We start from the raw sequence: 16,562 nt of genomic DNA on the forward strand, positions 1-16,562 counted from the left end.
GATTATTTTTTATGAATAAATATCAGAAAACTCAATTTTTATTTTTTCTACATTGGTTCTTTTTGAAAAATCATCTTTTTGAGTAGTATTTTTTTCTTCAGGGACAAATTTTACTGGCAATGTAACTATAAATTCTGTTCCTTTACCGTATATGCTTTTTGCAGAAATATTTCCATCATGCATTTCTACTAAGGATTTTACAAGAGACAGTCCTATGCCGCTTCCTTCATGACTTCTGCTTAGTAGAGGGTCTACCTGCTTAAACCTTTCAAATATTTTTCCTATTTTATCCTTTGGAATACCAATCCCCGTATCCTTTACACAAATTTGAATTTTATCTTTCTTATCATAAATATTTACTTGTATAGTATCTCCTTTATGTGTAAATTTTACTGCATTAGAAATAAGGTTGAGCATAATTCTTTCGATTTTTTCTTCATCAAAAGCCATAAATTTTTCTTCTATATCTGTATCAAATATAAGGCTTCTTCCTTTGCTTTCTACATATTCAACAGTAGATAATGTGATATTTTCAACAACCTCTATAAGATTTTTATTTTTTAAATTTAGCTTCATGTAACCAGAATCTATTTTTGTAATGTCAATCAAGTTATTGACTAATCTTAAAAGCCGATAGCAATTTTGATGAATGATATTTATATGATGGGTCAACTTTTTACCTGTAATAACTGCATTTTCATTTTTTGCATAAAAAGAAAATAATTGTGTTGTTGATAAAATCATGTTTATAGGGGTTTTTAGTTCATGAGAGATATTTGAGAAAAATTCTGTTTTTATATGATCATGACTAATGATTTTTTGTAGCAATCTTTTGTTTTCGTTGAGCATATGATTGAAGCTGTCTGACAATATACCAATTTCATCTTTGCTTTTTATATCAGAATAAACAGTTAAATCACCTTTGCTGACGGTTTCCATATAATCTTTCAATTTATTGATAGGCTTTACTAATGTATTTGCAACAAATAAAGATACTATAACGCATATTAAGGATACTAATATGCCTATGAATAATGTCGTCTTAAGAATAGCTATGGAAGAAGATTTCAAATCATCATAGTTAGCTGTTGCAATTATGTATAAGTCCCAAGGTTTAAAATATTTATAAGCAGCCATTTTATAAACTCCTTGAAATTCATATTCTATAATGCCATTTTTTGTTTTGAATATTTTTTGAGAAAAATCAAAGGAGGATAAATTTTCTCCTTTGATTTTTGGATGAACAAGAACATCTCCTTTTGAATTCATTATATAGACATAGCCTGTTTTTCCAATTTTTATATTATTCAAGGTTTTTTCTAAATAAGAATTAATTCCTTTATAGCCTAAAGCTATAGCTCCTATAACCTTTTTATTTTTATCAAGAAGAGGCTTGTAGCCTGTTATTAACCAATCATCTCCAACTAAATGACTGCCGTAATAGGTTTCGTTATTTATTATTTTTTTATATATATTATATTGAATAGAATTACATTGATCATGATAATTACTAGCTATGCTTGTTCCTATAGCTCTTTTACCATTAATCTTTAAATTTGTAGAAACACGTATTAATTCATTATTATGCAGTAAAAATACAGAATAGATAGCTCCAATTGATTCTTTTATGCTGTTGCTTAGAGTAGTGTCTAATGTTAGATTGGTATTGCCAGCGTATAAGGCTGGCAATTTATAGTTTCCGAGTTGAATTTGTTCTTTATTCTCGATTCTTATTTCCCCTAAATTGTTTAGTAGTTCTTCTATATAATGCAAATCGGTCCACACTTTTTCTGAGAGGAGATCGTTTCGAACGCTGACCATGTTGTGAATTAATTCTACAGTCCCTTTGCTTTTTTCAGTTACTTCACGAAAAACTGCACTGTGAGATTTATTACCTATTAAAAAACCTAATATACCTACTGAAAATACAATTAACAATACATAGCTAATTATTAGTTTGGATTTGATACTCATAGACTTAACCTCGGCTTTCTATTATTTAATAGTAGAGCTGGGATGCTCGCTTTTTCTAAAATTCTACATATTACTACAAAATCCTTTTCTATTTAAACTGCTTTTGCTATCTTTTATATAAATTTAGTTAGGAATAATCGAGAATTACATGAAATACAATTATAAGAGTGTACCTTATATGTATAGAAATCTGCAATTATGATATAATATTCTATCATAAGTTTTTAGGAGGGTAAAAAAGTGAAATCTTTACCTATTGGTGTGTTTGATTCAGGGCTTGGAGGTATTAGTGTATTAAAAGAAATGAAAAAACTAATGCCTCATGAGGATTTTATATATTATGGAGATTCAAAAAATATTCCTTATGGAAAAAAAACGAAAGAAAGATTAAAAGAGCTTTGCTTTCAAATAGGTGATTATTTTATAGAGCGGGGAGTCAAAGCAATTGTTATTGCATGTAATACAGCTACGAGTGCCGCGGTAAATGAATTTAGGGAGAGATATAGTATTCCTATAATAGGAATAGAACCAGCATTAAAGCCTGCTGTTGAAAGATGCAATGGTGGAAAGATTGTTGTTCTTGCTACAGAGGTTACATTAAGAGAAGAAAAATTTTACAGACTCATGAATAAATATACAGATCAAGCAGAAATCATTAAAATGCCTGCTCCTAAGCTTGTAACACTTGTAGAGCAGGGAAGCATAGGCGGCAAAGAAGCAGAAGATGCTGTAGGAGAGCTTTTTAAAAATATAAATATAAATGAAGTAGATTCTATTGTATTAGGATGTACTCATTATCCTTTTTTAAACAATACATTTAAAAAAGTATTAGGAGAGAATATTACATTGATTGATGGAGGACTTGGGACAGCACAGCACCTTCAAGATATTCTTGCTGAAAGAGGATGGTTAAAAAATAGTAATGAAAATGGGAGTATTGAGATTATCAATTCATCTAATGATCAAAGGTTGATTGAACTTTCTTATAAGCTTCTCAATATTAATGAATAAATATAATTTTTATTTGGGATAACGAATGAATTGTCTGAAAGTTGTTTCGTATTGTCATGATACGCAAAATTTGATATCCTATAAACGAAGGTAATGTTTAGGAGTTGACTCAATGAAAGAGCTAGATTTTGCTAAGGATGTGTTAGAGAAGGAAGCATATACTTTAGTTATTGTAAAAGAGGGAAAAGTAATTTTTTCAAGTAAAGATAAAGGGATTAAGCCTATGTATACAGCTGTATACAGTATAAAGGAAAAACTTGAAGGAGCAAGTGTTGCTGACCGAATAATCGGAAGAGCTGCTGCTATACTATGTAAGTATGCAAAGATTAAAGCACTGTATACAAAGGTTATTTCAGATAGTGCTGTGAGTGTATTGAAAAACAGTGATATTTTATTTCGTTATGAAGAAAAGTCTTTATACATAAAAAATCGAGATCAGACAGGTATTTGTCCAGTAGAACAGCTGTCACAGGACATAGATAATCCGATAATTTTGATAGATAGAATAAAAAGCTTTTTAGAAGATAGAAAAAAAGAAAATATATGATCATATATAAGCAGTGATATGAAATCATTGCTATGAGAAAGAATTCTCAATAGGTTGTAAATCAATAAATGAATTTTAAAAGAAAATAAAATATTATGAAAATAAAACCATGAAGGGATTTCCATAAAGGATGCTTTCATGGTTATTTTTGTTAGGAGGAGTAAAAATGAATAAAAATTTAAAAACAAAAGAGTTGATGTTAAGTGGGTTATTACTTGCTATAGGGATTTTACTGCCAATGATTTTTCACAGTGTAGGAATTATGGGGAAAGTATTTTTACCTATGCATATTCCTGTTTTAATAGGAGGATTTTTACTATCACCTTATTTAGCTTTTATTTTAGGGGTTATTACACCAGTAATAAGTGGAGCACTTACAGGTATGCCGATCATGTTTCCTATGGCAATTATTATGGCTTTTGAATTAGGAACATATGGGTTGATAGCTTCTTTAGCTGTTAGAAGGATAGAATTGTCTGTTATTCCTTCTCTTATAACAGCTATGATTTTTGGAAGAATCGTAGCAGGTGTTGTTGTATTCTTTTTAGCTCAGTTTTTTGGGCTGAAAATGAATCCACTTATTTTTATCAAAGGTGGAATTATTACAGGTCTTCCTGGAATAGTTCTTCAGTTAATAATCATACCTACCATTTTATTTGGATTAAAAGGAATTATAAAAAAGGAATGGTCAGCTGGATCGCTTTATAAGTAAAGATTATTTGTGAACACTTCTGATAATGTTTATCAGAAGTGTTTGTATTTTCTAAAAATTGATATTAGAGGATTATATGGTATAATGCAGTAAGATAATACAATTTATTATAAATAGGAGATGTTTTTGTTATGAGATATAAAGCGGTTATTTCAGACTTAGATGGAACATTATTAAACAGCAATCATAGAATAAGCAATTATACAAAAGGCGTTATACAAAAGGTTGTTGAAAAGGGAATAAAATTTTTTATTGCAACAGGAAGGCACCATATGGATGCAGCACATATTAAAAAGCAATTAGAATTAGATACAACGTTGATTTCATCTAATGGATCAAGAGTTCATCATGGAGAAGAAGAAATTTTTGCATATGATTTAGAGGAAGAAATAGTAAAAGAGCTTTTAAGAATGGATATAGATGAAGACATTTATAAAAATATATATCAGGGAGACCAATGGTTTGCAGAAAGGGAAATGAATTGGATAAAGCAATTTAACAATGAATCAGGCTTTTTTTATAAGCTGGTAGATTTTAAAAGCTTAAAGAATTATAATGCAGCAAAAATATTTTTCATATGTGAGCAACATGAAAAATTGATAAAGGTGAAAGAAAAAATAGAAAAAAATTATGAGGGACAATTAAATATTGCCTTTTCTCTTCCTCAATGCTTGGAAATTATGCCGCAAGGTGTTTCAAAGGGGCATGCACTCAAAAATGTTTTAAAGAAATATGATATTCAGCTAGAAGAAGTAGTTGCATTTGGAGATGGTTTGAATGATTTAGAAATGCTTACAGCAGCAGGAAAAGGTCTTGTGATGGGAAATGCACATGATAAGTTGAAAGAAGTATTACCAGATCATGAAATTATTGGGACAAATGATGAAGATGCTGTGGCGAATTATTTAGAAAAATTATTCTTGTAAGAAAATAATGAAAAATTATTGACAACGATATAAATGTTTGGTAAAATACGACTCAATACATCAAAAACAATCTTATACCTCGTCCTTGAATAATGCTATCATGGGCGAGTTTTTGTTTTTATGAATACCATTTAAACAATTGGAATAGAGCGAGGAGGGATTTGTATGGCAAGGCAAATAAAGATTTTTGATACAACCTTAAGAGATGGAGAACAATCACCAGGATGTAGTATGAACCTTCAAGAAAAAATTCAAATGGCAAGGCAGTTGGAACTTTTAAAAGTAGATGTGATTGAAGCGGGATTTGCTATTGCTTCATCTGGAGATTTTACTTCTGTAAGAGAGATAGCAAAGAGTATAAAGAATTGTACTGTTGCAAGCTTAGCAAGAGCATTGCCAAAGGATATAGATACTGCATGGGAAGCTGTCAAATATGCAAAAAAGCCTAGAATACACACATTTATTGCTACTTCAGATATTCATATGAAATATAAGCTAAAAATGAGACCTGAAGAAGTTCTTGAAAATGCTGTACATATGGTGAGATATGCTAAAAAATATTGTGAAGATATTGAATTTTCAGCCGAAGATGCAACAAGAAGTAATCCAGAGTTTTTGGCAAGATTATTTGACTGTGTTATAAAGGCAGGGGTTACAGTCATTAATATTCCTGATACAGTAGGCTATACAACACCAGATGAATTTTATAATTTTATAACAACTATAAGAGAAAAATCAGATTACTTAGACAAAGTAGATATATCTGTACATTGTCATAATGATTTAGGAATGGCTGTAGCTAACACATTAGCTGCTGTAAAGGCAGGTGCTACTCAGGTTGAATGTACTATCAATGGAATAGGAGAAAGGGCTGGAAATGCAGCATTGGAAGAAATCGTAATGGCTATGCATACAAGAAAGGATCTTTTGGATATATACTGCAATGTAGATACAAAACAGATTATGCGTTCAAGTAAATTGTTAAGTACAATAACAGGGGTACAGGTTCAGCCAAATAAAGCTATTGTAGGAAATAATGCATTTGCTCATGAATCAGGGATTCATCAGCATGGGGTACTAGAAGAAAGAACTACTTATGAAATTATGACACCTGAGTCTATTGGTCTTTCTCAAAATAAAATGGTTCTTGGGAAGCATTCAGGACGTCATGCTTTTGAGGATAGATTAAAGGCTTTAGGGTATGCTTTATCAAAAGAAGAAATAATGAAAGCTTTTCAGCAGTTTAAAGAATTAGCAGATAAAAAGAAGATGATTTATGATGAAGATATTGAAGCCATTATTACAAGGAATACTATTATTTATCCAGAGGTGTATAAGCTAAAGAGATTTGTGATCAATAGCGGAAATACGATCACAGCTACTGCATCTGTAATACTTATAAATAGTGACCGAGAAATAGAAGAAGTATCTATCGGAGATGGACCTGTAGATGCAGCTTTTAAAGCGATTGAAAAGATTGTAGGTATCGATATGACATTAGAAGATTACAAACTCCATTCTGTAACAGAAGGAAAGGATGCACAAGGAGAAGCTGTTGTAAAATTAAAGCATGATGAGAAAATTTATACAGGAAGAGGTCTTAGTACAGATATTGTTGAAGCAAGTATTAAGGCATACCTTAGTTCGGTAAATAAAATACTATATTCCAAAGAATAAATGCTATTAGTAAAAGGATTAAAGAATCATTTATTTGAAATGCATCAAAAAATGCAATTTCTTAGTCTATATCATTATTTAAAAAATGATTTAGAGTATATAAAACGATTGAAAAGTCTTATTGCGTGTGGAGTGTCAAATGGTCTTTGGAAAGGGAATCTAAAATAAAAATTAGAGCTAAGAAAATTTTCTTAGCTTTTTCTTATATATTCTTTTTATTTTTTAAAAAATTCAGTAATACCCATAGCTAAAATAAAAACTCCAAAAATTTTTTTTAGAATAAAACCATCTATATTTACTGCAATCATAGAACCAATACATGCACCTAATATTCCAGTTATAATTAAATAAAGCAAAACATCCTTTTGAATATTATGATTTGCTATGTGAATAATCACAGCAGTAATTGCAGTAGGAATAAAATAAATTAAATTAATCCCTTGTGCTATTTGTTGTTTGATATCAAATAAAATTGTTAAAGCTGGAATCAGTAATATCCCTCCACCGACACCTATTCCACCAATAACTCCTGATAAAAAACCGATAATAATTAGTTTCATCCAAAAATCATCCTTATACCTGTTATAATCATAACCGTTCCAAATATTCGATGAAGCCATTTAGAAGGAAATTTATTTAATAATTTTGCTCCTATAAATCCACCTACTATTCCACCTACTGTAATATAAGCTGTAGTATTCCATTCTATATTTTGATTTTTAATATAAATCATAGCACTGATTAGTGATATTGGAAATATAGCTGCTATTGCAGTGGCATGTGCTTTATGTGTTTCTACCTTCAAAATTCTCTCTAATGTAGGAACAATGATTGTTCCTCCACCTGAACCCAATAAGCCATTTATAAAACCTGTAGCTATTCCAATGAACATTATTTTTGTTTTTTTCAAAGTCTTCCTCCTATATTATAAACCTTGTAAATAAACCATCTATCCCTGTTTCTATAATCCCCACTATTCTTCTTATATATGTAATTTCAAATATATTTAAACAAAAATATATATAAATAGCATCAACATTAAAAAAATAAATAAAGGTAAGTGAATGACTTTGATAACTTTTATAAAAAAATCTTCACAAACATTGGAAAAGTGTATAAAAAATTATAAAATGATATAGAAAGTGTATTGTAGGAGGGAGAAAAAATGATTGAAGAAAAAAGCATCCAGGAATTTAAAAATGGAGATGAAATACAAGGCTTCTTTATTGTGAGAAAAGTAGAAATGAAATTATCTGCTAATAATAAAAATTTTTTAGATTTTACATTATCAGATAAGACAGGAGAGGTAAATGGTAAATTGTGGGATTGTCAAGAAGGGCAGAATAAAGAATTTCCTATAGGAAGCTTGATAAAAGTACGAGGAAATGTAACGGAATGGAAGGGAAAGCTACAATTAAAAATCAATCGGATTAGATTAGCAAATGATGATGATAAGCAAAATATTGAAGATTATGTGCAAGCTGCACCTATAAAGGCAGAAGAAATGTTTCATGAGATTTATGAATATGTGCAAAAGATAAAAAATAAGGATATAAAGGGAATTGTAGAAAAAGTTATATTAGAATCAAAAGAAAAGCTAATGTATTATCCAGCAGCTAAATCATTGCATCATGCTATCCGTTCAGGACTTATGTACCACATACTTAGAATGTTGAGAACTGGAGAAAAACTCATTGAAGTTTATAAAAATGTGAATAAAGACCTCCTTTTTGCAGGAATTCTTCTTCATGATATAGAAAAGCTAGAAGAACTAGATTCAGATGAATTAGGAATTGCAGAATATAGCAAAGAAGGACAACTTCTTGGGCATATTAGTATGGGAATGAATAAAATAAGCAGAGTTGGACAAGAATTAGGAGCTGATGAAGAAATTATTATGCTCCTTAAGCATATGGTACTTAGCCATCATTATGAGCCGGAATTTGGAAGTCCTAAAAAGCCTATGATTCCAGAAGGAGAACTCCTACATTATATTGATATGATTGATGCAAGGATGTATGATATGGAAGACCATTTAAAAAATATTCAACCGGGAGAATTTACAGATCCAATATGGTCTTTAGATAATCGAAGATTATATAAAACGTTGCTTTGTGATGAATAAATCAAACTTTATTGTTTGGTTTATTTTTTTGTGTAACGGAGTCATAAGCCATAGTAAAAAAACATATAGATTAAACAGGAAAACATTTTCAAAATAAATTTTCAAAAAAGAAGGAAAAATTCAAAAAATATAGAAAAACAAATAATAGTACAAAAGTCCTAGCTTTATAAAAATAAATAGGACAAAATAACGATATAATTGAATGATTTATGTTGTAAATAGCAAACTTATCGAAAGGTAAGGACGCAAAGCCATGGGTCTAAGGATTTTTCTATGATTGCCAGGTTGCCGAAGCATAGATTGATGTGTAATTTTATCATGATAAAGTACAAGGCGCCTATGGTTTATAGGGGCTATTTTTATGGGTTTATTGAAATCAAAAGGGGTGCTTATATTGATATCAAAATTAGTAAAGACAAAAATAGAAAGAGCTTGCTTTAATACTTTATTTTTCGCAGTTTTTTATTTAATAAGCATTTGTTTTTTTATAGGAAATGCGATGAAAAATTTCCCAGAAACTACATCATTGTTTTATATTGTTGTTATAGGAGTAGGGACTACATTTCTTTATAAAATTTTGCTTTTAAAAGTATATGTAGTTGTAACCTTACTGATTAATTGTATAGGTATTTTTGTTACATCTAGTACATGCATTGATAAATTGACATATTTATCATATTTAATATGCATACTAATATTTACATATTTAATATCATATTACAGAATTAATAAGGATATGAAGAAACGTATATTTGAGAAGACTGCATTCAATGAGATGATGGATGCAATTTTAATTTTAGAGGAGGATACATTAAAGGTAATAGAATGCAATCTTAAGGCAATACAGTTGTTTCATAAAGAAGATAGATTAATTGGAAGAGGGATTGATGAATTGATCCTTAGTAATATTCAAAAGAAAATACCGTACAATCATTTCAAACAATATTTTAAAAATAGAAATAAAGAGTTGGCAATAATGAATGAGAAGCTTAACAATATTTGGATTGATTTACATATAAAACGATTTCACGTATTAGAAAATGCATATATATTAGTTCGTATAATTGATGTAAGTGCTCATAAGAAATATGAAGAAAAAATGAAGTATTTAGCTTACCATGATCTTCTTACAGAGCTTCCAAATAGAAGATATGGAGAAGAGAGACTGAAATTGGCTATTCATAAAGCTCTAAAGAAAAAAAGTATGCTTGGTGTCTTGTTTATAGATTTAGATAAATTTAAAGTTGCAAATGATACGTTAGGTCATGCTGCTGGAGATGAACTTTTAAAGAAGGTTGCGATTAGACTGCAAAGAAGTGTTAGAAAAAATGATATAGTAGTTAGGCTTGGTGGAGATGAATTCATGATTATATTAGAAGATATTGAATTAACTGATGAGATTATTGCAATAGCCAATAGAATGGTTAATGTATTTACACAAGCTTTTACTATAAAAGGAGAAGAAATGTATGTTACATGCAGTATGGGTATTGCAATATTTCCTCAGCATGGTGTAGATATGGAAACCTTAATGGAGAATGCAGATATTGCTATGTATCAAGCAAAGATTTGTGGACGTAATAACTTTAAAGTTTTCAATAATTTACTAGATTATAAAGCTTTATCCTGTCAGAACAATAGTTATAGGGATCCAACTTCAAAATGAAATATAAAAGATAGTTCATTCCAGATAACTTTTGAAAAAACAAAACTTCATTCCATGAAAAAATACTAAACCTTCAAAACTCACTTCGTTCAAACAATGAAGGTTCTTAACGTATTTTTTATGAAATTTCAGTAAGTTTTTTTACAAAAGTTATCGAAGTCATTCACTTATCTTTATATATTTCTTTTTTTTATGTTGATGTTGTTTACCTATAAAAAGCAATTTGTATTTATAAATATAGTATGTTAAAATGAATTTGGTTGATATCAAAAGAGTCAAACCTTAATGTTTTAGAAAAAATACTATGCATCAAAAAATTTTGCACTGATCCTTTGGACAGGGACTGATAGTAAGCCTCAGTCTTAGGAATGGTATTTTGAACAGACGAGGAGGAATAACAAATGATGCTCAATATGTTTAAAGGAAAAATACACAGAGCTACAGTAACAGAAGCAAATTTGAATTATGTAGGAAGTATTACTATTGATAAGACTTTAATGGATGCAGCAGGGATTTTGCCGGGAGAGAGAGTTCAGATTGTTAACAATTGTAATGGTGCAAGGCTAGAAACCTATGTAATAGAAGGAGAACCTAACAGTGGAGTGATTTGCTTAAATGGTGCGGCGGCGAGACTTGTACAGCCAGGGGATACAGTTATTATTATTGCTTATTGCTGGATAGATGAGCAGGAGGCAAGAAGCTTTAAGCCGAGGGTAGTTTTTGTTGATGAGGATAATAAAATCATTGAGAAAACAGATACTGAAATTCATGGAGATATAAAATAATCTTAAAACCTGGTTTTCTTTTAAAAGGAAACTAGGTTTTTTATAATATTCATGCATTTTGACTAGCGGGAGGCATGTTAATGATAGCAATAAATAAAGCATTTAATATTCTAGTGCTTGTTGCTGTAGTATTTATCATGATGAGTGGTTTAACTATTGCACAAGAACTAGAAGAACAAGAAGCTTTTGCTAAATATTCCTTAGAGGGAACGACTTATTTAAAAAATAATATAAAAATGATCAAAAATGTTGATGATCTACTTGTTTTGGTAAATAAAAATAGAAATTTACCATCAAATTATGTACCAAAGGATTTGGTATTTTCAAAGGTGCCTTTTCCATTTAAAGGGAAGCACCCTAAAAAGAAAATGAGAAGGGAAGCAGCTTTAGCTTTAGAGGAATTATTTAAAGCTGCGAAAAAGGAAGGAATAGAGCTTTATGGATTATCTGGATATAGGTCTTACAGAAGGCAAAAGGCTATTTTTAACTATAAGGTTAGGACCATAGGAAAAAAAGCAGCTGCTAAAATTAGTGCTTATCCAGGGCAAAGCGAACACCAAACAGGTTTAGCTATGGATATTACAAGTAAAAGCGTAAGATTTCAATTAGTTGAAGCCTTTGAAAATACAAAAGAAGGTCAGTGGATTAAAGAAAACAGTTATAAATACGGTTTTATTGTAAGATATCCTAAAGGGAAAGAAGCTATTACAGGGTATAGTTATGAACCCTGGCATATAAGGTATGTAGGCAGAGAAGTAGCAGAATATATTTTTAAAAGGAATATTACTTTAGAAGAGTTTTTTAAAGAATTAAAAAAAGATAAAAGCTTGTTATTTGTTGAAAATAACCAAAAACAATTGATGAAGAAGCAAGAAGAATTGATGAGGAATATACAAAAGGTACAGTTGTTATTTTTAACCATACCTTTTTAAGGGTTTTTTAGTTATAAAATCAATATCTATAATTTGTTAATATGTGGTATAATTGACCTAAACTAATGGTTAACAGGAGATTTACCATGAATGAAAAGTATAAAATTTTATTAATTAGAATTATTTTTGTTTTATTGTTTTTCGTTACAATGTTATTTGGACACTTAAGTATGAATTTTGAATTTCATTCAATCCAAGAGCGAGCTTGTACAATATTAAGATGGTCAAGTATCGGAATGGGTGGATTTTTATTTTTTGTTAATCCTGACATTGTAATGAAATCTTTTAAACATAAAAGAAACGATAAAAAAGAAGAAAATATACATATAATATATTGTGAAATTTTTGGATTAATAATTTCAATAGTAGGGTTTGAATATGCTGCAGAAATACTTTTTTGTATGATTTTTAAATAATGCAAAAGATAGACACTTAGATATGTATTATCAATTAGTTCTCTTAGGCTTTTAGTTCCACTTAGTTGAAGATAAACCATCAATTACCTGTGCAATTTTATTAAAAATTGTCTTATTATTAAGTAAAGACATAAAAAGAACCTTCTTTGTTTTGGGTGTATTGGTGTACTTCCATTAAAACAAAGGTGGTTCTTTTTAGTAATCATCATAATCTGAGAATATTAAAGCTTTTTGTTATATGCGTTCTCTTGCTTCATAATGGGTATGCAGAAGATCATGAGCTTTTTCTCCATAAGGTTCTCCGAGATATTCCTTGTATAGCTTTAATATTTCTGGATTTTCATGAGATTTTCTTAAAGCTTTATTTCTGTCTTCATTATAGATAGCCTGTTGGCGTTTTCTTACAATTTCTTCGTTGCCGTGATGATAAGGTTGTCCGCCGCCACCTATACATCCTCCGGGACATGCCATGATTTCTATGGCATGGTAATGACTCTTTCCATCTCTTATATCTTCAAGGAGTTTTCTAGCATTACCGAGACCGTGGGCAATACCAATTTTTATATCCATTTCTTTGATTTTAACTGTTCCTTCACGAATGCCTTCCATTCCTCTTAGCTGATGAAGCTCAACATCTTTTAGCTCTTCTCCTGTCATCCATTCATAGGCTGTGCGAACAGCGGCTTCAATTACACCACCTGTTGTACCAAAAATTACTGAAGCACCTGTACTTTCCCCTAAAGGATTATCAAAATCACTATCTGGAAGGTTTTTAAAATCAATGCCTGCTTCCTTGAGCATTGCAGCAAATTCACGAGTTGTTACAACGATATCTACATTGTTGTGATAGTCCTTTGTAAGCTCTGGTCTAGCGGCTTCTGCTTTTTTTGCAATACATGGCATGACTGAAACTACTACAATTTTATCTGGATCTATACCTATTTTTTCAGCATAGTATGTTTTTGCAATAACACCAAGCATGATATGAGGAGATTTGCAGGTGGAAGGAACATCTAAAAGCTCTGGGAATTGATGTTCAATGAATTTTACCCATGCAGGACAACAGCTAGTAAGAATAGGAAGCTTTCCGCCGTGTTCAATACGATGAATAAGCTCGGATGCTTCCTCCATGATTGTTAAATCAGCTGCAAAATCTGTATCAAAAACAGCGTCAAAGCCCATATTCTTTAGAGCTGTTGCGAGCTTTCCTGTAACTATGGTTCCTGGCTCCATGCCAAAGAGCTCTCCTATGGCAACGCGAATAGCAGGAGCTACTTGTACTACAACATGCTTGTCAGGATCACTCAAAGCTTCCCATACTTTATCTGTATGGTTAACTTCTGTTAGTGCTGCTGTAGGGCATACAGCTACACATTGACCGCAGTAAGTACAAGAGGAATCCTTCATAGGAATATTAAAAGCAGGACCTACAATAGCTTTAAATCCACGACCCATTGCGGAAAGGATTCCACAGGTTTGAATTTCATTGCACATAGTTTCACAGCGACGACACATGATACATTTATTGGGATCTTTTACAATAGCATCGCTAGATAAATCTTTATCATAATGCATTTTTTCTCCATGCCATTTAATTTCTCTTACTCCAAGCTCCTTTGCCAATGCTTGAAGTTCACATTCTAAGTTTTTTGGACAGGTAAAGCATTCATTTGGATGATTTGATAAAAGTAATTCTACAGCAATTCTACGTGCGTTAATGGCTCTATGAGAATCAGTTCTGATTATCATTCCCTCATCTACTTGTGTAACACATGCAGGTACTAAAGAATTACGGCCCTTTAATTCTACTGTACATACGCGGCAGGAGGCTGTTTTATTTACAAGCTTCAAATCATGCAGATCAAGATGACATAGAGTTGGAATTCTTATGTTAGCACGATTTGCAGCTTCTAATATAGTAATTGTTTCAGGTACTTGCATTTCTTGACCATTGATTGTTATTTTTACTAGCTTCTCGGACATATTCTCACCTCACTATGGTTTGATTACGGCATTGAAATTACATGCATCGAAGCATGCGCCGCATTTTATACATCTGCTTTGATCGATAACATGTGTTTCTTTTACTTTTCCACTAATGCAGTCTACTGGACATACTTTTGCACAAGCAGTACATCCTACACATTTTTCTTTGCTGATGCTGTATTTTGCAAGAACTTTGCACTCTCCAGTAGGGCAGTGTTTATCCTTAACATGAGCTAAATATTCATCCCAAAAATATTCAAGTGTACTTAAAACAGGATTTGGTGCAGTTTGACCGAGTCCGCAAAGAGAACCGTCTTTGATCATATATGACAATTGCTTTAATGCATCTAAATCCTCCATAGTAGCTTTTCCTTTTGTAATCTTTGAAAGGAATTCATGAAGACGTTTAGTTCCAATACGACATGGAGTACATCTTCCACATGATTCTTCCATTATAAATTCTAGATAAAACTTTGCTATGTTTACCATGCAGTTGGTTTCATCCATGACGATCATACCACCAGACCCCATCATAGATCCAATCTCCATAAGGTGTTCATAATCAATAGGTGTATCAAGATCCTTTTCTGTAATTACACCACCAGATGGACCACCTGTTTGAACTGCTTTAAATTTATGATTACCTACTATACCGCCACCTACATCGTATATAATTTCACGTAAAGTTGTACCCATAGGAACTTCTACAAGACCAACATTATTTACTTTACCAGCAAGAGCAAAAACTTTTGTTCCTTTGCTATTTTCGGTTCCGATAGATGAAAACCAATCAGAACCCTTTAAAATAATAGGTGGTATATTTGCAAATGTTTCTACATTGTTTACACAGGTTGGTCTGTCCCAATAACCTTTTTCTGCAGGATATGGGGGCTTGTTCCTCGGTTCTCCACGTTTTCCTTCAACCGAGTTAATAAGGGCAGTTTCTTCACCGCATACAAAAGCACCTGCACCATACTTTAAGCGAATATTAAAGTGAAAATCTGATCCAAAGATGTTTTTACCCAAAAGACCAAGCTCACGTGCTTGACGAATAGCAATGCTAAGACGTTCAATAGCAAGGGGGTATTCTGCACGAATATAAACAATTCCTTCTTCGGCACCAATAGCATACCCACCAATTGCCATAGCTTCAATCACGCTGTGAGGATCACCTTCTAAAATACTCCTATCCATAAAGGCACCTGGGTCTCCTTCATCTGCATTGCAGATAATGTATTTGGTATTACTATCAAATTTTCTTGTATATTCCCATTTGAGTCCTGTAGGAAAGCCTCCTCCTCCCCGACCACGAAGTCCTGATTTTTTCACTGTTTCGATAACCTCCATAGGAGTCATAGAAGTAATGACTTTCCCAAGAGCTTCGTAGCCTCCAAAGGCAATGTATTCATAAATGTCTTCTGGATTGATTAATCCACAGTTTCTTAAAGCAATACGAAGCTGTTTTTTGTAAAATGGCATTTTCTTATGTTGTTCAATTTTTTCGTGCTTTATAGGTTCTTGGTATAAAAGTCTATCTACTTTTCTACCTTTGATAATATGTTCTTTTACAATTTCCTCTACATCTTCTGGATGAACTCGTACATAAAAAACATTATCTGGTTCTATTTTTACAATAGGACCTTGCTCGCAAAATCCAAAACAACCAGTTTTGACGATTTGAACTTCTTTATCGTATTCATATTCTTTGATAAGCTTTTCAAAATTTTGGATTACTTTATCGCTGTCGCTGGCCATACAGCCTGTACCGCCACAGACCATTACATTCATCCTAAACTGATTCATGT

Annotated in this window: 15 protein-coding genes and 1 riboswitch; of the genes, 10 read left to right on the forward strand and 5 right to left on the reverse strand. The window is 31.5% G+C overall.

Features of this window, described 5'->3' with window-relative positions; all coding sequences use genetic code 11:
* Window positions 1-9: 9 nt before the first annotated feature.
* A complete protein-coding gene (locus tag KVH43_RS05300; protein WP_218283808.1) occupies window positions 10-1,974 on the reverse strand; it encodes a Cache 3/Cache 2 fusion domain-containing protein in 1,965 nt (654 codons plus the stop codon).
* A gap of 240 nt (window positions 1,975-2,214) precedes the next feature.
* On the opposite strand from KVH43_RS05300, the gene murI reads away from it, so the two are divergent.
* The 5 genes from murI to KVH43_RS05325 all read left to right on the forward strand — a co-directional run bounded on the left by murI (window position 2,215) and on the right by KVH43_RS05325 (window position 6,847).
* Window positions 2,215-2,985, forward strand: a complete 771-nt coding sequence (gene murI / locus KVH43_RS05305) for a glutamate racemase (RefSeq protein WP_218283809.1) — start codon at window positions 2,215-2,217, stop codon at window positions 2,983-2,985.
* A gap of 112 nt (window positions 2,986-3,097) precedes the next feature.
* Window positions 3,098-3,532: a DUF1893 domain-containing protein gene (locus KVH43_RS05310; RefSeq protein ID WP_218283810.1), complete on the forward strand. Its 435-nt coding sequence runs from the start codon at window positions 3,098-3,100 to the stop codon at window positions 3,530-3,532.
* A gap of 166 nt (window positions 3,533-3,698) precedes the next feature.
* Entirely contained in the window at window positions 3,699-4,244 is a 546-nt protein-coding gene (locus tag KVH43_RS05315; protein WP_218283811.1) for an ECF transporter S component, read from the forward strand.
* 131 nt (window positions 4,245-4,375) lie between these two features.
* Entirely contained in the window at window positions 4,376-5,170 is a 795-nt protein-coding gene (locus KVH43_RS05320; RefSeq protein WP_218283812.1) for a Cof-type HAD-IIB family hydrolase, read from the forward strand.
* 165 nt (window positions 5,171-5,335) lie between these two features.
* On the forward strand, window positions 5,336-6,847 hold the full coding sequence (locus tag KVH43_RS05325) for a 2-isopropylmalate synthase (RefSeq protein WP_218283813.1): 1,512 nt from the start codon (window positions 5,336-5,338) through the stop codon (window positions 6,845-6,847).
* A gap of 215 nt (window positions 6,848-7,062) precedes the next feature.
* Here the strand turns inward: KVH43_RS05325 and KVH43_RS05330 are convergent, their stop codons facing one another.
* Both KVH43_RS05330 and KVH43_RS05335 read right to left on the reverse strand, forming a co-directional pair.
* Window positions 7,063-7,407, reverse strand: a complete 345-nt coding sequence (locus KVH43_RS05330; protein ID WP_218283814.1) for a sulfite exporter TauE/SafE family protein — start codon at window positions 7,405-7,407, stop codon at window positions 7,063-7,065.
* On the reverse strand, window positions 7,404-7,757 hold the full coding sequence (locus KVH43_RS05335; protein WP_338028362.1) for a sulfite exporter TauE/SafE family protein: 354 nt from the start codon (window positions 7,755-7,757) through the stop codon (window positions 7,404-7,406). Before KVH43_RS05335 ends, KVH43_RS05330 begins: the two co-directional genes overlap by 4 nt.
* 255 nt (window positions 7,758-8,012) lie before the next feature.
* Between KVH43_RS05335 and KVH43_RS05340 the strand changes: the two genes are divergently transcribed.
* The 5 genes from KVH43_RS05340 (at window position 8,013) to KVH43_RS05360 (ending at window position 12,771) form a co-directional block, all read left to right on the forward strand.
* Window positions 8,013-8,972: a 3'-5' exoribonuclease YhaM family protein gene (locus KVH43_RS05340; RefSeq protein WP_218283815.1), complete on the forward strand. Its 960-nt coding sequence runs from the start codon at window positions 8,013-8,015 to the stop codon at window positions 8,970-8,972.
* A gap of 210 nt (window positions 8,973-9,182) precedes the next feature.
* A riboswitch (cyclic di-GMP riboswitch) is annotated at window positions 9,183-9,265 on the forward strand.
* 68 nt (window positions 9,266-9,333) lie between these two features.
* On the forward strand, window positions 9,334-10,638 hold the full coding sequence (locus tag KVH43_RS05345) for a GGDEF domain-containing protein (RefSeq protein WP_218283816.1): 1,305 nt from the start codon (window positions 9,334-9,336) through the stop codon (window positions 10,636-10,638).
* A gap of 401 nt (window positions 10,639-11,039) precedes the next feature.
* Window positions 11,040-11,423, forward strand: coding sequence for an aspartate 1-decarboxylase (gene panD, locus KVH43_RS05350; RefSeq protein WP_218283817.1), 384 nt, complete (start codon window positions 11,040-11,042; stop codon window positions 11,421-11,423).
* Window positions 11,424-11,503: 80 nt separating this feature from the next.
* Window positions 11,504-12,355 (forward strand): M15 family metallopeptidase, encoded by an 852-nt coding sequence (locus KVH43_RS05355; protein ID WP_218283818.1) that lies wholly within the window; start codon window positions 11,504-11,506, stop codon window positions 12,353-12,355.
* Window positions 12,356-12,441: 86 nt separating this feature from the next.
* Window positions 12,442-12,771 (forward strand): hypothetical protein, encoded by a 330-nt coding sequence (locus KVH43_RS05360; RefSeq protein ID WP_218283819.1) that lies wholly within the window; start codon window positions 12,442-12,444, stop codon window positions 12,769-12,771.
* Between the two features lie 234 nt (window positions 12,772-13,005).
* On the opposite strand, the gene KVH43_RS05365 is transcribed toward KVH43_RS05360, so the two are convergent.
* Window positions 13,006-14,754: an NADH-dependent [FeFe] hydrogenase, group A6 gene (locus KVH43_RS05365; RefSeq protein ID WP_218283820.1), complete on the reverse strand. Its 1,749-nt coding sequence runs from the start codon at window positions 14,752-14,754 to the stop codon at window positions 13,006-13,008.
* Between the two features lie 12 nt (window positions 14,755-14,766).
* The gene (locus tag KVH43_RS05370) at window positions 14,767-16,560 is read right to left on the reverse strand and encodes an NADH-quinone oxidoreductase subunit NuoF (RefSeq protein ID WP_218283821.1); all 1,794 of its coding nucleotides are present in this window, start codon (window positions 16,558-16,560) and stop codon (window positions 14,767-14,769) included.
* Window positions 16,561-16,562: the final 2 nt, after the last annotated feature.

The organism is Crassaminicella indica, assembly GCF_019203185.1.
GTDB lineage: Bacteria > Bacillota > Clostridia > Peptostreptococcales > Thermotaleaceae > Crassaminicella > Crassaminicella indica.